Source organism: Viridibacillus arvi (genome assembly GCF_001274945.1).
GTDB classification, from domain to species: domain Bacteria; phylum Bacillota; class Bacilli; order Bacillales_A; family Planococcaceae; genus Viridibacillus; species Viridibacillus arvi.
This window is the reverse complement of sequence record NZ_LILB01000008.1, coordinates 218,858-238,875: the sequence shown is the minus strand read 5'-3', so window position 1 is coordinate 238,875 and position 20,018 is coordinate 218,858. Positions and strand designations below refer to the sequence as shown.

14 protein-coding genes are annotated in these 20,018 nt (G+C 35.9%); 10 read left to right on the top strand and 4 right to left on the bottom strand.

What is annotated here, in order from left to right:
* Window positions 1–10: 10 nt before the first annotated feature.
* Entirely contained in the window at window positions 11–661 is a 651-nt protein-coding gene (locus tag AMD00_RS19975; protein ID WP_038189051.1) for a response regulator transcription factor, read from the top strand.
* A 50-nt stretch (window positions 662–711) separates the two neighbouring features.
* Here the strand turns inward: AMD00_RS19975 and rsgA are convergent, their stop codons facing one another.
* From rsgA to AMD00_RS19960, 3 genes are all read right to left on the bottom strand, one after another.
* Window positions 712–1,794 (bottom strand): ribosome small subunit-dependent GTPase A, encoded by a 1,083-nt coding sequence (rsgA, locus tag AMD00_RS19970; protein ID WP_053418779.1) that lies wholly within the window; start codon window positions 1,792–1,794, stop codon window positions 712–714.
* 558 nt (window positions 1,795–2,352) lie between these two features.
* Window positions 2,353–3,249, bottom strand: coding sequence for a cation diffusion facilitator family transporter (locus AMD00_RS19965; RefSeq protein ID WP_053418778.1), 897 nt, complete (start codon window positions 3,247–3,249; stop codon window positions 2,353–2,355).
* 87 nt (window positions 3,250–3,336) lie between these two features.
* The gene (locus AMD00_RS19960; RefSeq protein ID WP_053418977.1) at window positions 3,337–4,668 is read right to left on the bottom strand and encodes a hemolysin family protein; all 1,332 of its coding nucleotides are present in this window, start codon (window positions 4,666–4,668) and stop codon (window positions 3,337–3,339) included.
* Window positions 4,669–5,281: 613 nt separating this feature from the next.
* On the opposite strand from AMD00_RS19960, the gene AMD00_RS19955 reads away from it, so the two are divergent.
* The 5 genes from AMD00_RS19955 to AMD00_RS19935 all read left to right on the top strand — a co-directional run bounded on the left by AMD00_RS19955 (window position 5,282) and on the right by AMD00_RS19935 (window position 15,203).
* Window positions 5,282–7,021 (top strand): ABC transporter ATP-binding protein, encoded by a 1,740-nt coding sequence (locus AMD00_RS19955; protein WP_053418777.1) that lies wholly within the window; start codon window positions 5,282–5,284, stop codon window positions 7,019–7,021.
* On the top strand, window positions 7,021–8,769 hold the full coding sequence (locus tag AMD00_RS19950; protein WP_038189047.1) for an ABC transporter ATP-binding protein: 1,749 nt from the start codon (window positions 7,021–7,023) through the stop codon (window positions 8,767–8,769). Before AMD00_RS19955 ends, AMD00_RS19950 begins: the two co-directional genes overlap by 1 nt.
* A 360-nt stretch (window positions 8,770–9,129) precedes the next feature.
* The gene (locus tag AMD00_RS19945; protein ID WP_211258685.1) at window positions 9,130–10,398 is read left to right on the top strand and encodes an MFS transporter; all 1,269 of its coding nucleotides are present in this window, start codon (window positions 9,130–9,132) and stop codon (window positions 10,396–10,398) included.
* Window positions 10,399–10,611: 213 nt separating this feature from the next.
* Entirely contained in the window at window positions 10,612–14,421 is a 3,810-nt protein-coding gene (locus tag AMD00_RS19940) for an AAA domain-containing protein (protein ID WP_053418776.1), read from the top strand.
* Window positions 14,422–14,441: 20 nt separating this feature from the next.
* Window positions 14,442–15,203, top strand: a complete 762-nt coding sequence (locus AMD00_RS19935) for a hypothetical protein (protein WP_053418775.1) — start codon at window positions 14,442–14,444, stop codon at window positions 15,201–15,203.
* A gap of 307 nt (window positions 15,204–15,510) precedes the next feature.
* Here AMD00_RS19935 and AMD00_RS19930 read toward each other — a convergent pair whose 3' ends face one another.
* Complete coding sequence (locus AMD00_RS19930; RefSeq protein ID WP_053418774.1) at window positions 15,511–15,714, bottom strand: YheE family protein; 204 nt, start codon at window positions 15,712–15,714, stop codon at window positions 15,511–15,513.
* A gap of 43 nt (window positions 15,715–15,757) precedes the next feature.
* Here AMD00_RS19930 and AMD00_RS19925 point away from each other — a divergent pair, with 43 nt between their 5' ends.
* From AMD00_RS19925 to AMD00_RS19910, 4 genes are all read left to right on the top strand, one after another.
* Window positions 15,758–16,174, top strand: a complete 417-nt coding sequence (locus tag AMD00_RS19925; protein ID WP_245639567.1) for a ferritin-like domain-containing protein — start codon at window positions 15,758–15,760, stop codon at window positions 16,172–16,174.
* Window positions 16,175–16,270: 96 nt separating this feature from the next.
* Entirely contained in the window at window positions 16,271–17,413 is a 1,143-nt protein-coding gene (locus tag AMD00_RS19920) for a DUF445 domain-containing protein (RefSeq protein ID WP_053418975.1), read from the top strand.
* A gap of 21 nt (window positions 17,414–17,434) precedes the next feature.
* Window positions 17,435–17,779 (top strand): YlbF family regulator, encoded by a 345-nt coding sequence (locus AMD00_RS19915; RefSeq protein WP_053418772.1) that lies wholly within the window; start codon window positions 17,435–17,437, stop codon window positions 17,777–17,779.
* 551 nt (window positions 17,780–18,330) lie between these two features.
* Entirely contained in the window at window positions 18,331–19,443 is a 1,113-nt protein-coding gene (locus tag AMD00_RS19910) for a hypothetical protein (RefSeq protein WP_053418771.1), read from the top strand.
* Window positions 19,444–20,018 lie beyond the last annotated feature (575 nt).

The window sequence follows — 20,018 nt, the reverse complement described above, 5'->3', positions numbered from 1 at the left end:
GGGGATTTCGATGATTAGAGTATTAATCGCAGACGATCACCATGTTGTAAGAAGAGGATTATTGTTTTTCCTGAAAACGCAAAAGGACATAGAAGTTATTGGTGAAGCTCAAAATGGTAAGGAAGCAGTAGCATTAACGTCTGAATTAAAGCCGGATATCGTTTTAATGGATTTAGTTATGCCTGAATTAGATGGTATCCAAGCTACAAAACGTATTAAGGCAAAATTTCCTGACACGCAGGTACTAATGCTGACGAGTTTTTCGGATAGTGACCATGTCATTCCTGCAATTGAAGCAGGGGCTGCAGGTTACCAGTTGAAGGATATTGAACCAGATGAACTGGTGACATCAATCCGCAGAATAATGGCAGGAGAAAATACATTGCATCCACAAGCGACAACTCAACTTATTAAAAGTCGAGAGATGCAAGAAGATTTGCCACATATGAAGCATACTTTAACACCTCGAGAACGTGATGTTCTAGCTGAACTAACAAAAGGTAAGAGTAATAGAGAAATTGCATCCTCACTTTTTGTTACAGAAAAAACTGTAAAGACGCATATTTCAAATATTTTTTCAAAATTGGAAGTACAAGATCGTACCCAAGCTGCACTTTATGCTGTCAAACATGGGTTAACTGAATCGAGTGAGCAACAATAGAAGAAAAAGCTGTCCCTTAGTCATCGAAATGACTGATAGGACAGCTTTTTTTAACGTTTTTTTTGTGGTTTTTGGCGTAAGGTTTTTGAAACCTGTTTCCATTTATTACGTTCAGCAATTTGTGCTTGAGCGTTTGTTTTTCTTTCAATATAAGCCAATTCTCGCTTTAACTTTATATAGCTATTGTATCGTTCGTTTGTTAGTGTACCCTCATGAATTGCATTTTGTACTGCGCATCCAGGTTCACGCTTGTGCTCACAATCTCTAAAGCGGCACTGAGACGAAAGTTCTTCTATATCTTTAAAACTGCTATCTAAGCTTTCACCTTGATCCCATAACTGGAATTCACGCATTCCCGGGGTATCAATTAATAATCCACCACCTGGAATCTTGAATAATTCTCTATGTGTTGTCGTATGGCGACCTTTATCATCATCCTCACGAACTTCTTGGACGAACATTACTTCAGTGCCACATAGTGCATTGGTTAAAGATGATTTACCAACACCAGATGATCCTAAAAGTGCAGCTGTCTTAGCATCAACTAATAATTGTTGAAGCTCATTAATGCCTTCACCAGTAAAACTACTTACTGTATAAATGGGTACACCAAAAGCAACAGATTCTGCTTGTTGAATAAAAGGTGTGACATCTTCACAGAGATCTTTTTTCGTTAATACGATGATTGGTGTGGCACCTGAATCCCAAGCAGCGATTAAATAGCGCTCTAATCGTCGAAGATTAAAATCTAAGTTCAAACTCATGATTAAAAAAACGATGTCAACATTAACTGCGATTAATTGTTCCGCAGTGGTTAATCCAGCGACTTTACGAGAGAATAAAGAGGTACGCGGTAATACGGCATGAATAATCGCTTTTTCTTCACCAGGCATCTGTTCAACTAATACCCAATCACCGACTGCAGGGAAGTCGCGACGTTCAAAAGCAGTATGTTGGAAGCTGCCTGATGGACTAGAAAGCCATTCACCTTGTTCCGTGATAACACGGTAGGAGTGCTTATGCTCTAGCAATACACGTCCGGGAATTGTTTTTGCTAATTTATTTGAAGCTTGGGCAATTTTATACTTTTCTTCCCAAGTTGTATTCCAGCCGAAATCTTGTAATTTTGTCATTTGTAAATCCTCCTATTGTGTGTGTAGAGATATTGAGCTGAGGCGGTTATATTTCTTGAAAGGGTCCTCAGCACATTAAGATATCCAGCTTCACACGCCAGCTACTCAAGTCACTTCGGTCTCTCGGCACAAGACAAAAAGCGTCTTGAGTTCGATTCCTCCAGTGCCAGTCGTAGCTAAACGGTCGTGTTCAGCATTTAATTAAGATATCCAGCTTCACACGCCAGCTACTCGGGTCACTTCGGTCTCTCGGCACAAGACAAAAAGCGTCTTGTGTTCGAGCCCTCCAGTGCCAGTCGTAGCTAAACGGTCGTGTTCAGCATTTAAAATAAAAAAAACTGTAGCTGCAAATCGGCAGCTACAGTTTATACACGCACAATAAAAGAAAGTATCCTTAAAAAGCATACGGATGGCGAGTATTTTGTAACAAACCGATTTGCGTTGATGCAATGCTCATTAAATTTGTCATAAAACCTCACCTGCTTTCCTTAAAGTTGTTATTAGATTAACAAAATGGAAAAACAAAGTCAACATAAATATTCAATTATTATCAAAAAATTACATTAAACCAGTATTATGTTCATGTACTAAGCCATCTGGTTCAATATGCACAAGTACTACTGTCAATGGTTTTGCTAGACGAATTGTATTTTCAATATCTTCGGTAATTTGATGACTTTTCCAAACATTTAGTTCAGGATTAACAGTGACTGTTAAATCTACAAATACCATATTTCCATGATTACGTCCTTTAAAATCTATGAGATGAATAACACCATCTACATTACGGACAAGAGTAGATAACGTTTCAACCTCTTCTTCGTCAAAGCCGTCAGTTAATGTATGAACAGCTTCAAAAAATATTTCGTAGGCTGTTTTAATTATGATAATACCAACGATAATGGCGGTAATGGAATCAATTATCGGAAAACCAATAATAGCACCTAAAATACCAATTGCAGTACCAAAACTGACAAGTGCATCTGAACGATTATCAAGAGCAGCTGCTTTTACAGCCGAACTTTTCGTGCGTTCAGATAACTTTAAATTATAACGATAAACACCGTACATAATGACACCACTAATAATAGCGACAACTGCTGTTAGCAGGGAAGGAGAAGAGTGGTTGTTCTCGATAAAACTTTTGCCTGAATTAAATAATACTTGTAGTCCAACGACTGCCATGATAAATGATGCGATAAGGGAAGCAACCGTTTCAGCTCTTAAATGACCATAGTGGTGATCACCATCTGGTGGCTTTTGTGAAATACGTAATCCAATCAGAACTGCAACAGAAGCGATAATATCTGTTGTATTATTTAGTCCATCAGCTTTTAATGCAGTAGATGCACCTATAAAACCAATTGTTAGCTTTGCGGTGCTAAGTATGAGATAAGTGGCAATGCTTAGCCAAGCACCTCTTTCCCCTTGTCTTAAATTTGTGTATAACTCCACAATGTTTCCCCCTTGCAAAATTTCTAGGCAATACAAAACGACGCACACTATTATTAGTGTGCGTCGTTTCTTGTTAAATTTTCATAATTATTCTTCAGAAGATGAGTTTGTATCTTCTAGTGATTCATTGTTGGATTCATCTGGTAACTTAATAACTTCTAAGTATAAGATATGATGACCATCTACTTCTTTTACGATAAATTCATAGCCTTGTTCAATAATTGCTTCGCCTTTAACTGCATCGAAGTTTTTGGTCATAAACCAACCGCCGATAGTATCGATATCATCTTCATTGATGTCAATTTTAAGGAAATCATTTACGTTTTCAATTAACATTTTGGCATCAAAGATAAAATGGTTCTCATCAACTTTACGAACTTCAGGAATCTCGTCTGCATCAAACTCGTCTCGAATATCACCGACAATTTCCTCGATAATATCTTCGATTGTTACAAGTCCAGATGTACCACCGTATTCATCCATTAAAATAGCCATATGAATACGTTCTCGTTGAATTTTCAACAATAAGTCACTAACTGGGATTGTTTCGATGACGCGAATGATCGGTTGCATATATTCCGTTACTAATTTTGAACCATTAGTTGGGTCTTTAATGTAAGCAGTTAAAAGGTGCTTCATATTGACGAGACCTATAATATGGTCTTTGTCTCCATCAATAATAGGGTAGCGCGTATACTGCTCAACACCCATCACTTCGAAAACTTCTTTAAGAGTCATTTCTTTTTCAATACCAATGATTTCAGTACGAGGTACCATAATTTCTTTGGCAATACGATCGTCGAATTCAAAAATGCTATTCACATATTTATATTCAGACTGATTTATTTCACCGCTTTTCAAACTATCCGATAAAATCATACGCAATTCTTCTTCGGTCATTGCCACTTCTGATTCAGATACATCCTTTAAACCGAAAAGTGATGACAATGAACGAGCAGAGAAGTTTAATGCTTTAATAAAGGGATACATGATGTTGTGGAACGTAATTAAAGGACCTGCTGTTGCTAATGCTACAGATTCTGCCTTCTGAATGGCTAATGTTTTTGGTGCTAATTCACCAACTACAACGTGAACAAATGTCACGATGGAGAATGATAATACGAAGGATAGAACAGATGTCACACTTCCTTCAAGTGCAAACAAATCAAATATCGGTCTCAATAAAATCGATATTGTTTCTTCACCGAGCCAACCAAGTCCTAAAGAAGTAATTGTAATTCCCAACTGACAAGCGGATAAATATTCATCTAAATTAGATACTACTTTTTTTGCTTTTAATGCGTTTTTGTTACCTTCAGCTATAAGCTGATCAATTCGAGTTGTTCTGACTTTAACGATAGAAAATTCAGTTGCTACGAAAAAAGCCGAACATGCGATCAAGACAGCAAATGCTGTCAACCGTATGGCTATGTCCAAAGACTTCCTTTGTTCCAGACCCAAATGAGGGGAGAGAACAAAGTGTACACCTCCTGTGATATAAAAAATAGTTAAGTAATACAATGATATGACAACTAAGTTGAAAAAACAAATCATCTACATAATTTAAATTGGCTATTAATAATAATTGTTTATTGAAGTAAGAAATATCGTCAAAAGTAAGAATATAATTAAATTACCCAATTTATTCTAAAAGTATTGACAATTCAAAATTCGGAATGCTAATATTGAGAGGCACTAAATAATTTATGGAAAAGGAGGTATGGATTATGAAAAAGTTAAGAAGTTTATTTAGACAATTAAATAATGAATCCACACCTACCTATTCAGCAATTAATTCTGTAATTTAACTTTTATAAATAATTGGTATGGGTGTAGATACCTGTATCTTTTTTCAAAAGCGTATGCTCTGAAAGGGGTGTGCGCTTTTTTTGTTGCCTTTTTAAGTGAATTACGAGTGCAAAATTCTAAAAGGAGAGCTGAATATGTTTATTCAAAAGCGGAAAAAGAAATTTAACAAGGATTCGATTGAAGACGGTTAGTGTAAAAATAGAATAGGAAAGTAGGAATAAAAATGTTTGAGGTCTTATTTAAATTAAAATGGTTTTTTAAAGAAAATCGAAAGCGTTACGCAATAGCTATCGCATTGTTACTAGTGGCTAATGTAATTGAAGTGACGCCACCTTGGATTATTGGTCAATCGATTGATGCAATCCATTCAGAAACATTAACAAGTCATTCTCTTATGTTTTATATTGCTGCGATGCTAGTTATTTTGGTGTTGTCGTATGTAGTTAACTTTATATGGCAATATCAATTATTTGGTGGAGCGAATGTAATTGAACGTAAACTTAGATCAAAGCTCATGACAAAATTTTTGAAAATGTCTCCACCTTTTTATGAAAGAAATCGTACAGGAGATTTGATGGCGAGAGCGACAAATGATTTACGAGCTGTTTCTGAAACAGCTGGTTTTGGTATTATGACGTTAATTGATTCGACATTATACTTACTAACAATTTTACTAACAATGGGATTCCTTGTTTCGTGGAAGCTAACGATAGCAGCAATATTGCCATTACCGATATTAGCAATCGTTATGCAAATTCTTGGTAAGAGAATTCATGAGCGCTATATGAAAGCTCAAGACGTGTTTGGTGAAATGAATGATAGTGTACTTGAAGCTGTAGAGGGTGTTCGTGTTGTTCGTGCATATGTTCAAGAACGTGCTACAGAGCAGCAATTTAGTGAAATGACAGAAGATGTTTACAAAAAAAATATGCATGTCGAGAAAATCGATGCATTATTTAATCCAATTACAAAGATTTTAACAGGTCTTAGTTATATGATTGGTCTTGGTTTTGGTGCTTATTTAGTGTCTAAGCAAGAGATGACTTTAGGTGAGCTAGTTACATTTAATGTGTATCTAGGTATGATCGTATGGCCAATGTTTGCGATTGGAGAACTCATCAATGTTATGCAACGTGGGAATGCTTCACTTGATCGTGTACAGGAAACATTAGACGAAAAAGAAGATGTTGTTGATCCAAAAAAGCCAACAATCATTCAAAATCCAGAGTCTATCGTTTTCAAAGATGTTACATTCCAATATCCACAATCATCTTCTATTAACCTGGCAAACCTTGAAGTTTCTTTGAAAAAGGGTCAAACACTTGGGATTGTTGGGAAAACGGGTAGTGGAAAGACAACGGTCGTTAAACAGCTATTACGAGAATATCCAAATGGAGAAGGTGATCTATTTGTCTCAAATAGTCCTATTCATGATCAAACAAAAGAACAGGTTCGTAACTGGATTGGATATGTACCTCAAGACCACGTACTATTTTCTAGAACAGTGAAAGAGAATATTTTGTTTGGTAAATCAAATGCGACAGAGGACGAATTACATGAAGCAATCCGTTTAGCAAACTTCGAGCGTGATTTAGAAATGCTACCACTCGGTTTGCAAACATTAGTTGGAGAAAAAGGGGTTTCACTATCAGGAGGGCAAAAGCAACGTATTTCAATTGCTCGTGCATTAATTCGTGATCCAGAAATATTAATATTAGATGATTCCTTGTCAGCAGTGGATGCTAAAACAGAAGCAACAATTATTCAAAATATCCAAACAGCTAGAAGTGACAAAACGACTATAATTGTGACACACCGTTTATCAGCAATTCAACATGCGGATTGGGTCATTGTATTAGAGGATGGTCGTATCGTTGAAGAAGGTACACATCAAACATTGCTTGAAGATGAGGGCTGGTACAAAGAACAGCATGACCGTCAGCAAGTTGAGGGGGTGAAATAATGGGTACTGGTAAACGATTATTTCAATATGCTTTAATGTACAAAAAGCTACTTATTTCAGGCCTGTTATTATTAGCTATTGCAGTTGCCGCAGACTTAGCGGGACCGTTAGTAGCAAAGAAAATTATTGATGATCATATTGCAAAAGCAGAAGTCGCAGGTATTGATTTTCAGCCGATTGCAATTTTATTGGCTGTATTCTTCGGATTAGCAGTTGTTGCGGCTATTTTTAGATACGGTCAGTATCTTTTACTTCAAATGGGTGCAAATCGTATAATTCAAAAAATGCGCAATGAAGTCTATGAGCATATCCAAACATTGCCGATTCGCTATTTTGATAATTTGCCTGCTGGAAAAGTGGTTGCGCGTGTTACAAATGATACGGAAGCTATTCGTGATTTGTTTGTAACGGTTGTCTCACAGTTTGCCGCGAGCTTTATGACGATTTTCGGGATTTATATCGCATTATTCTTCCTTGACTGGAAGATGGCATTAATCGCATTATTTGTTATTCCAATTTTAATTGTTTGGACGATTGTGTATCGTAAGTATGCTTCTAAGTACAATCATATTGTTCGAGGAAAAGTATCTGATATGAACGGTATGATCAACGAATCAATTAATGGAATGACTATTATTCAAGCTTTTAGTCGCGAAAAACAAATTGAGGATGAATTTGCGGCACTAAATGAAGAGCATTATCGTTATCAAAATAAGCTACTTATATTAGATGCAGCTACATCTCACAATTTAGTAGGCGTTATTCGTTCGCTTACATTTGTCCTTTTTATCTGGTACTTTGGCAGTGCTGAAATGAATGGTGCAGCTGCTATTTCAGTCGGTATGCTATATGCTTTTGTTGACTATATTACACGTTTATTTAATCCTGTAACTGGTATTGTCAATCAGTTGGCTCGCTTAGAAAGAGCGAACGTTGCAGCTGAGCGTGTCTTTGAATTATTAGATCAACCAGGGGAGCCTGTAGTCGATAAACGTATACCACGATATAAAGGAAATGTTCGCTTCGAGCATGTGTGGTTTGCTTATAAGGAACAAGAATATGTGCTGAAGGATATTGATTTTGAAGCGAAGCAAGGGGAGACAGTCGCGCTTGTTGGTCATACGGGCTCTGGTAAAAGTTCTATCATGAATTTACTTTTCAGTTTTTATGACGTTTCAAAAGGTGCGATTACAATTGACGGTATCAATATTAAAGAGCATTCACGTCAAACCATCCGAGAGCATATGGGAATTGTATTGCAAGACCCTTATCTATTTACGGGTACGATTGAATCGAATGTTAGTTTAGGAGATCCTAGGATTACGCGTGACACCGTACAGAAAGCATTGGATGCAGTTGGTGGTGAACGCGTCTTGAAAAATTTACCGAAAGGTCTAGATGAACCTGTGATTGAGAAAGGAAGTACATTATCTTCCGGGCAACGTCAGTTAATTTCATTCGCCAGAGCGCTTGCCTTTGACCCAGCGATATTAATCCTTGATGAAGCTACTTCCAATATAGATACGGAAACTGAGGAAATCATTCAGCACGCAATGGATGTATTGAAAAAGGGGCGTACGACATTTATCATCGCACATAGACTTTCTACTATTAAGAATGCAGATCGCATTCTAGTATTAGACCGTGGTGAAATTGTAGAACAGGGTACTCATGATGAGCTACTGAAACAAGGTGGGCGTTATGAACAAATGTATAAACTGCAATCAGGTGAAAAAAATATTAGTTAATATGAAGACCCTTTAATTGCTCAAACAATTGAAGGGTCTCTTTTAATGAGGAAATCAGTTCATTATAGTGGTGATGAAAATAGAAAGAACAGCACAAAAGGTAATAGTGGTAAGCCAGTTCAATTTTGAAGTGGTTTCCAAAAAGACATTTAATATGCCACTAATAAGTAGTGACACAAAAAAAGAGAAGAATAAATAATAGACTACTTCGGGCATACAAACGTTTCCTCCGAATCAAGAAATATAATGAGTTTATTTAATTAAGAATAGTGTATTTGAAGCATGTAGCTATTGCAAATTTTTGCCGATACTCGTATATTTAGGGAGACGAATTAATTAGTTGTGTGAAAGTAGGTGTCAATCCTGAGCTGGTGGCAAGATTGGTTACAAAGTATCAAATCTTTTAATCGAAATATAAAGTTGTTCATGGTTGGGAATATACTTATTCAAATTGGAATGGGCATATTCAGTGTAATGTACAATTTATATATTAAGGAATTAGGTATGAAGGAAGCTGTTAATGGAAATGTTATTGCGATGACAGCTTTAGCAACAGCTATTATGCTAATTCCAGCCGGTCTTTTAAGTGATCGATTTGGACGTAAGTGGGCGCTTATTATCGGAACAGGATTAACAGCAATTACATTTTTCTATAGAAGTATTGTCACTGTTGAACAACCGATGCTTTGGTCAGCATTTGCAACAGGTATTGTGTGGGCAGTAGCTCAAGTTTCAGGGGTACCGTTTTTAGCTGAAAACTCCAAGGCTTCTGAAAGAATGAAATTATTTAGTATTCACTTTTCGATCATGACAATTGCCGGTTTTATTGGGAATTTACTTGGTGGAGTTGTGGCTGACTGCGCAAGCTTTCTTATGAATTTGTCAGCTGTTGAAGGGATTCGGGTATCACTATATAGTGGGGTCGCATTCTTCGTCATTGGATTATTTCCATTGTTCCGCTTGAAAATGGATAAGAAAGTTGCCATGGAAACAGTAGATTCCATTAAAGATGTCGTAAAAGTATCAGAAAAAAATGCAAGCTTCAAAGAAAATATAAGAATCATTGTATTATTTGGGGTAGCTCAATTGATTATTGGTATAGGATCTGGGCTAGTCATTCCATATTTAAATTTGTATTTCGCTAATCGATTTAATGCATCCAATACATATATAGGACTTATTTTAGCACTAGGATCTGCAATGACAGCTGTTGCAATGTTGATAGGCCCTGCTTTAGTTAAACGTGTAGGTGAAGTTAGAGCTATTATCATATTTCAGTTTTTATCCATTCCGTTTTTATTTTTAACTGCGTTTACGAATTCTTTATATGTAGCATCTATTGGTTTTTTATTCCGCCAAGCATTGATGAATGCAGCGAACCCAATCCAATCGGCTATTGCTATGGAAATTGTGCATGATAAATATAAAGGGTTAGGGAATTCAGTCAATCAGATGGTATTCCAAGTTGGCTGGGCATCAATGGGATTACCGGCTGCCTTTTTTGTTACGAAGTATGGGCACTACTGGGGATATGCTTATACCTTTACAATAACAGGAATATTATATTTAATTGCTTCTACTTATTTTTATTTGGTGTTTGGACGAAATAAAAAACTCGCAGTGGCGTAAAGAAAACTTAAGAAAAAAGAACATCTACTAGTTGTGCGTGATATTAAAACGACTAGTAGGTGTTTTTTATAGTTCTTTCAATAATTATTACGTAATACATCAATTACCATCGCCTTTCTAACATTCGAAAATTCAAATACGATGGTAAAACTGCTATTATAGAAATTAGTGTTTTTAAAAGTGAACCAATTTCGAAGAGAGGAAGATATGTTCATGGGACAAGTAGTAGCTAAAATTGAAACGGTGCGTACAAACCTAATCATGACAAACAAAGCACGTGAAGGAATTTTAGCATGGTCAAAAGATGAGCATGCTTTTTTTCATATTCAAAAATCGTTTTTAGTACATATTGAAAGAATGAGTAATTCTGCACAAGGAGAGACAGCAATTACAATTTATTTTGACAATGTAGCAAATGCAAACCTTGCTGAAAAGCTAGATAGTCAAGTTGCAGTGATGAATTGTATTGTGAAATATGAAGGGCTACTGGCAACTAATTTCCGTGTTATCAGTTCCAGGGTACCTGTTCGTACAAATAGAAGATTTGCTACACAGTTAGAGTTTGTGACAGCCCCTAAGAATACAGTAGGATTGCCAATTGAACTCCATTCTAAAATCCGTCAGTTGCCGATAGCTGAAGAACGTTCAGAATATGTTAGAAAACGTATTTCTAGCTGGGAAGGTTATTTGAAAATTCAAGAGCGCGACGCCACGATAGAGGACATGACAGCATCCTTCTCAAAGCTTTCGGTCAATGAAGACTTCAGTCGTATGACTCTAAATTGTAGTGGTTTAAAGGATAATGAATGGAATAAAGCTAAGGGATTAAGTGCGAAATTTAAAGGCTCTCGAGATGAACTTGGTGAAGTATTAAAAGTGAATCGTGCGAATAGAACAGTAGAAATTGAGCTACGTCCTTATATAAGGGAGCAACTTCGCAAAAATCAGCTAAAACCAAAAACAAAGGAAGTAGTCTTTAGTAATTTTGCTACTTTAAGTCAGATTCGAAGACTACGTAGAGGTTTTGCAGATTTAGAAAAAGGCTTAGCTGCAAATGCTAATTTGGAAAAGATATTATTTGAAGACCGACCTCGAATTCAAGCACCTAAAAAGCGAGCTAAACTGGAGTTTCATAACCGATTAAATGAATTTCAGCAAGAAGCTGTAATTGGTGCAATGTCAGCTGAAGATTTATTTGTTATCCAAGGTCCACCAGGCACTGGTAAAACAACAGTTATCTCAGAAATTTGTCAGCAAAATGCGAAGGCAGGTTTACGTACATTAGTCGCGTCTCAGTCTAACTTAGCCGTTGATAATGCGTTAAGTCGACTGCTTTCAAATAAAGACATTCGCATTTTACGCTTTGGTCGAACAGAAAGTATTGAAGAAGAAGGTAAAAAATTCATTGAAGAAAATGTAGCGGAGTATTGGAGAGAGCAAACGTTACAAGATATCAAGCAGGAGCTAACGATGCATGATAGTCAAGAAACGGAGCTCACTGCAACTTTAGCGACATGTGAGGAAGAACTTCAAAAATTAGAAGACCAGCTAGTGGTTATAAAAGAAAAAATAGTAGAACAACAACAGGCGAAACTCGATTATGAAGTAATAACTGAAGAAATTCAAAAACTAAAAAAAATGTTAGGTACTTATAGAAGAGAGCTTCGGGACCTTGAAGAACATTTTGGAGAAGTAGCAAATAAATACGAACATGTCCTATCGAAGGTAGAAGAGTTAGAGCGTTTTCTTGAAACGAATGAAACCAGTGAAAAATTACTTGAACGGACTAATCGATTAGCCAATGAAATTGAAAAAACTAGAAATCAATTGCTGTTTCGTCAAGCTGAAGAAGAATTGGCTGCTGTTAACGAAGAGCTAAACAATTCTCGTAATGAATACATGACTTGGCAAAAAAATATTTTAGAACTACATCAATTGCAACATGAGTTGAAAAACTTTACTAAAGTTGATGAACTCTCTGAATTTATGCAACAGTACGACATTCCAATGGGTTTCATCATTGAACGCCAGATTAATGCATTAGAGAAAATTAAAAACCAAATGGTAAGTTATCATGATTGGATGTCTGTAAATAATAAGTTGAAAGCAGCAATTGACTATGTAGAAAAGCAAATGGGGCATGCTGCTCAAATTATTTTGCAACAAATTAATGCACGTCCCGAGGATAGCTATTCATCTTATTCGATCCGTGAAGTGCATGAAGCGATAGATTATATGAAGCAGTTTTTAATAACACAAAGAGTTGTAAACCCTGCACAGTTAAAACCACATTTAGAAAGACTTTATTTAAGAAGAAAATTTGTGTGGGAACAAGGTACAATTCTACAACAACTAAAACAAGAAGCTGTTAGATTGTTTGAGATGATCAAGCGAGAAGTGATTAAACAAACAACTGAAGTATTAGCTAATGCACAGCAAAAGAAAAGTACCTTAACGAATAAAGGAATGCTACTAAAAGATAAGCAAGCCCAGCTTCAAAAACGATATGACCAATTAAAGTTAAGCTTGTCTGACGGACCTATCTCTAGCAATTCAGAGCAACTAACCGCAATGTTACACAAATCAGAAGAAGAATTACAGCATGTTAAATCAACCCACCAAGTAGTTTTACGAACCATCCCTCAGTTAGACCAAATGCAGCAACAGCACCAAAAGTTAATGGAAGAAAGAACTACTATAGCTAGTGACCTTGAAGAAAAGAAACTAGCAATTCAAGAGATTAATTCACAAGGGTTAAAGCAGGAAAAGGATTTAAAAGCTCTGGAAGAAATCCTTGATCAAGATTATGAGGACCAACAATTACAAGCAGAATATTCTATTAAAAAGCTTACAGAAAAAATAACAAAACTCCAGCATAACAAAGCACAGTTACCTATTAAACAAGCACTACAAAAACAATGGTATACATTACTACAAGAAGCCAATGAACATGATTTAGATGAAATTAGAAAAATGTATGTACGACATGCCAATGTTATTGGGACAACATGTGTAGCTTCCGCAAGGAAAGAATTTATGGATAACTATCCAACATTTGATGTTGTTATTATTGATGAGGTATCAAAAGCAACACCACCAGAATTGTTGCTGCCAATGTTAAAAGGGAAAAAAATTATACTTGTGGGAGACCATCATCAGTTACCACCATTAGTTGGAGACGATACGTTAGAGGAAACGTTAAAGGCGATTATCGAAGAAAGTGACGCACTAGAAGAAAGCGCTGAGCTAAAAAAATTATTAAAAGAATCTTTATTCGAACGTCTTTTCAAAAATCTCCCTCGAGATAATAAACAAATGCTAGCGATTCAATATCGTATGCATGAGGATATTATGAAGACAATCACCCCTTTTTATGAAAATGAAGATGACCAACTGCAATGTGGTCTAATCGATTCAGATAACGTTCGAGATCATTTCCTAGAGGGGCATTATGTAAAACGAGATGATCACTTATTATGGCTAGATATGCCAAATGAAAAGCCTTATTTTGAAGAACAAATGAAGAATGGTAAAAGTCGTTTCAATCAAGGTGAATTAGATACGATTCGCCATATGCTATTAGATTTAGACCACGCAACTGAAATGGCTAAAGCGGCAGGGAAAATAAAACAAGATGAACGCAAAAGCATTGGTGTTATAAGTTTTTATGGGGAACAGGTTAAGAAAATCGACCGCCTTATTCAGCAAGAACTAAATCTACAACATTTACATCTACGCACGGGTACTGTTGATAAATTTCAAGGGATGGAAATGGATGTTATTATCGTGAGTATGGTTCGTAATACACAACATAAAGGCGGAGATATCGGTTTCGCCAATGATTATCGTAGATTAAATGTAGCGCTATCGCGTGCAAGGGAGCTACTAATTCTTGTAGGTAGTACAGAAATGTTTACACAGAGAGCGAAGCAGAAACATGCGCGAGATATGTATAGTCAACTATTAGAAACGGTGAAAGAACAAAAAGGCCTCCGTGACCAAGACGGAAATGTGAAACAGTAAAATGGAAAGGAGAGCCAAGTATGCAAGCGTTAGAAAAACGATTGAAAAGAGAAGTTTTACAAAATGGTAAAGTAGAAATTTTAAAATCTTCCAACTGGTGCGTGCCAGTGCAATCAATTGATGTCACTTATCAACCAGTAAAGCGATTGAAGATGGATATATTGATGAAAATGATGCTACTGACTTTCCAACAAGCTGAAATTTCAAATGCTAGCGAATTGGGTGAATTACTGTTAGTAGAGGATCTCTTCATTCAAGACCTCCTCATAAATTTAACGAAAACAGGGCTAATTGAAAGAGGAGAGAAATACTATCATTTAACATTTAAAGGCAAAATCCAACTTGAAAATGGCGTATTTGAAGAAGAGCAAGAAATAGAAACACAGCAGTTGCTTTACAGTGCTTGCCACGAAGCATTCTTGACTGCTGAGATTGATCAAATGGATGAGTATGACGAGTTGCCAGATCTATTTCGATATGCTTCAGAGGAACCTGAGGAGACATTAAAATTTGTAGAGGAAGAGTTAATAGAAGTTCTGCAAAATAGCCGTACATCTGAAGACGAAGGTGAAGAACAGACAGTTATTACTGATATCATATCAAAAGAAGCACGTCAGATTAATGATGTACCTTGTCTTGAATTTATCTTATACAACCGTGAACAGGACCTTCTTTTCGTTAGAGTATGGAACACATTGTTATCTCAATGGGATGATAAGTTGGAGAAGCTACTAGTTGAAAAAGAAGTTGTTATGTGGCGAGAAGAGTTATTGAAGGTGTAGTTACTTAGTTAACATTATTGGAAGCATTATTATTAGGGGCCCCTTGGAGGAGTTTTCTATTAATAATGCTTTTTTATTTTGTGGCATAAAGGTTTAATTGTAGTTAAGTAATCGATGATTTTATGAGGGCTTTTGATTCGGGCCTTCCAGTGCTTGTCAGGGCTAAACGGGCCGCTTCAGCATTTAATAAGATATCCAGCTTCAGGCGCTAGCGGCTCGGGTCGTTTCAGTCGGGCGCTCAAAGTCAAAGGGCGACTTTGGCTTCCGCCTTCCAACGACCTCGCAGCTGAACGAGCACCTTCAGCATTTAGTCATACACATGATAAAGCATTAGTTCGTGTATCATTTTTTTTACGGTTGCTTCATTTGGTGGTATTGACCCTGACCAGATGATGGAGCCGTCTTTTTTATATTCGCCTTCGTATCGTTGATGCTTGTAGAAAAAGGCGATTTGCCAGCCTGGTAATTTTGTATTTTCAAATAATGGTTTAAAGCTGAAATGTTGAATCATATGTATACCCCTTTTCATAGTGCCGGTCCCGTTCGCATATAGTGTGAAAAAGCGTATAGGAGATGGCGGTATGTTTGAAGAACAGCTAAAGAAAGCGATTCAAGATGAATATCAGACGTATTATTGGTACAAATCGATGCTTGGGCTGACGAACGATCCCACATGGAAATCTTATATCGAGCATGCAATAATAGATGAGAAGTGTCATTATGAGATGTTCCAACAACTTCATTATATGATGACTGGAGAATATGTACAAAATTTAACGAAAAGACCCCCATGTAAAAACCTTAAAGCTTGTGCAAAAGAGGCAATAGGTGAAGAGCTTGAAGCGACAGATTTATATAAAGAAATGTTTTTGAATACTCCACTTGAACAAGGACAATACCCATTCTTTATCGCTATGCAAGATGAAATGGAGCATGCGATTCGCTTTTCAACAATTTACAATGCTCTATAAATAGTATGAAATCCCTAACTTCAATAGCTATTAATTCTCACCTACTTGACTGTCTGTTATAATGTAGGAGAGTTTTTGAAGAAATGGGTGAAGAATATGGGTGTGTTCGTAACAATACTATTCATGGCTGTCATTGGAGCAGTCATTGGTGGTTTTACGAATCATTTAGCGATTAAAATGCTCTTTAGGCCTTATAAAGCAATTTATATTGGATCTTGGCGTGTCCCTTTTACTCCGGGTTTAATTCCAAAACGCCGAGATGATTTAGCAAGACAACTAGGAAAAACAGTAGTGAATTATTTACTCACACCTGAGACTTTCCGTAAAAAGTTCTTTTCAAATGATATTCGATTGAAAATTGAACAATGGTTAAATGAAAAAATAGAAACAACTTTGTTTACAGATGATAAAACAATCAATGACTGGTTGAAGCAAGCGGGTATTGAAAATATCCACTTAGCGATTGAAGAAAAAGTTGATGCTCTAATCATTGACCAAGTAGATAAAGTACAAAATGTTTTATCTACAAAAACGGTTCGCGAACTTTTACCTGAAAGATGGCAAGAGAAGGCGAATACGAAAATTCCGGATATCGCTCGTTATATTTTAAATAAAGGCGATGTTTATTTTGAATCAGAAGAAGGCTATCAAACGATTAAACGATTAATTGATGATTTCCTTGATACAAAAGGAACGCTTGGTGGCATGATTCAAATGTTCTTAGGTGATTCTTCATCAATAGTTAACAAAGCTCAAAAAGAAATTAAAAAATTTCTTAATGCAGATGGCACATTTGTGCTCGTTTCGAATATGTTAACGAATGAATGGGTTAAATTACAAGACCAAACGGTTACTCAACTAGTTGGCGATTTAGATTTTAATTCTACTACTAAAGCGATTCAAAGCTATGTGAAGAATGAATTGAAAATTGAAAATCGTTTAGATCAGCCAATTGTACATTATTGGACAAATGGTGCCCACTGGATGCAACAAAATGTTGTACCACAGGTTGTTGACAATGCTTTTGTACAAGCAGAAATGAAATTGGAAGATGTTTTAAAACGATTGAATTTAGAAGAAGTAGTACGTGAACAAGTTGACACATTCCCTGTTGAAGTACTTGAGGATTTAGTACTGGGCATTTCAAAAAGAGAATTTAAAATGATTACAGTATTAGGTTTCGTACTTGGTGGTATTATTGGGGTTGTTCAAGGTATTATCGTGACGCTGATTAATTAAAATTGAAAGTAGGGTATCAAAATGATTAACATTTATAATGACATTAACAAGTTAGAAGCAACATTCCGTCAAACGGCAGAATTTGAAGCATTAAAAGCTGCTGTTGAGGAAGTGAAAAACGATTCAGAGGCACTAACATTGTTCCAAAACTTCCGTAAAGTTCAATTGAATTTACAAGAAAAACAAGCAAAGGGCGAACAAATTCAAGAAGATGAATTAACTTATGCTGGAAAAACTGCTCAACTTGCTCAACAAAATAGTAAGATTGAAAAAATGCTTCAATCAGAAATGGCTTTAAGTGGTTTAATTGAAGAAGTAAATCGTACTTTGATTAAACCAATTCAAGAACTATACGCAGAAATCTAATCACGAATATAATCTGTGAGGAATACACCAATACATTAGATTAAGCAAAATAATAAAGAGAATTGAAAAGGAGATACTACAAGAAATTGTAGTATCTCCTTTTTTTATTTTTAAGTAAATTTAATTGACATAGTAATTTCAATTAATAAAGCTTAGTTAGAAACAACAAAATATTAATAAATCAGGTTTTTCTTTAAAGATATGACAATGAATGTACTTAAATATTTTTAGTTTTAGAGTGAAGGAATTACATATGTATGGTGTCCCAAAAATATATAAACGCAATTTTTAATAGGTATAAGTTATTAGGTGCAATGGATTTAATAAGCAAAATTTATTAATCAATTAATAAAGAGAGATTACTAAAATATATTATATTATGTATTGTTTGTAAATTAAGCATCCTAGTTGGATGGGTATTGTAAAATATGTAAACGTTGTCTAGGTAATATAGAATCTATGAGAGGCATACCATATAATCGAAGTGGTTGAACTTAATAGAGATTTTCTATTAGGTAAATACAACCCTAAAAATAGAGAGGTGTGAGATAGTGAGGAATTACAGTTATAAATTTGTAAAACCTTTAACATCATTAGTGTTAGGAGCAACTTTATTAACAAGCGCCGTCATTGCTCCGATAACCAGTGCGGAGGCAGCAGTGTCTTCTAGCTACAAAATTACCAAAGGGAAGCTAGTTTCAAAATCAACTAGCAAAATAGTAAAAGGGTTTAAGACTTACAAAGGTAAGGTTTACAAAGATGGCAAGTTACTAACAGGTTTAAAATCAGGGGTTTATTACAAAAAAGGTGTTAAATCTACTGGTTGGTATAAAGGCAAATGGTACGAAAAAGGTAAAGCATTAACGGGGTTTGGTAAAAACACTAGTAAATTATATATTAATGGAAAGCCCGCAATGGGTAATTGGTATAAAGGTAAATGGTATGAAAACGGAAAAGCTTTAACTGGACTAGGTAAAAATACAGGGAATTTATATGTTAATGGTGTTTTAAACACTGGAAAGTATTTATATAAAAATAAATTATACGATGGTGCAGTTTTAAACAAAGGTCTAAAGTTATATGGAGACAAACTATATAGTGGTGCAGCCTTAAATCAAGGACTAATATTGTTTGAAGGTAAACTATACAATGGCACGGCATTAAATCAAGGTTTAACACTATTTGAAAATAAACTATATAACAATGCAGCATTAAATGTAGGCATCGTACAGTATGGAGGTAAATGGTACAACGGCTCTGGATTAGCGTCGGGAACTATTACAACCCCGGACGGAAAAACAATACAGGTTGAGAATGGTGTTGAAAGTAAACCAGGTAACGGATCGTCATCAGGAAATAATGGTGGAACAAGTGATCATGCCCCAACTGCATCAAGTGTCAAGATTGTTGGAGCTGCAAAAGTAGGTGTAACATTAGAAGTTACTTATACTTATACAGATATAGATAAAGATGTAGAAAAGGGTACAACATTCCAGTGGTATGCAGATGGAAAAGCAATTATTGGCGCAACAACTTCGACATTTAAACTGACAACAGATCATGTAGGTAAAGTAATCTCTGTTCAAGTGACACCCAAAAATGATAAAGCGATAGGAAATGCCGTAACAGCAACTTTACCAAATGTAGTAGTAACTCCTCAATAAAATTAAACGAAACGTTACTTTATAAGCTAGAGAAATATCTAGTGAAATAAGTAGAAATAAACATTTATGAATAGAATATTTAATAAGAAAAAAAACTTCATAATGAATGTTTCTAACTGTTATTTTCCAATTGGTAGGTGTAATTCCTACTCTTGCACAACAGTCTTTTGAAGCAAGTGCCTAATCCTCCTGGACCCAGTGATGCGCTGATCAGCAGAAGGGGTTAAGTCAGGTGAAGTCGTACTCGAAAAACGAGGCGGGGCTCTTTAAAAGACAGCTATGGTTAGGCAGACGAATCCATGTAGGCAGTGTGAGGTAGTGAATGTTGCGAAATGCTAGGAGTTCAACATTCATCCTTATAGATGAAATGATGTAATGGGGGTTAGCAAAATTGACTGTTAAACTAACCATTCTCACAACTGAATAGTGGAGACCTAAGGCTGTCAAAATAAGGGATGGATATAACGGAACGTTTGAAGTTCTTCTTGACGAGGTGAATCAGCACTGAAGAAGCAAGAAGAACGGCAGCGGGTTCGTAGTAGTGATGATTGCTGGCCGTTTGGATTTGTATGGTA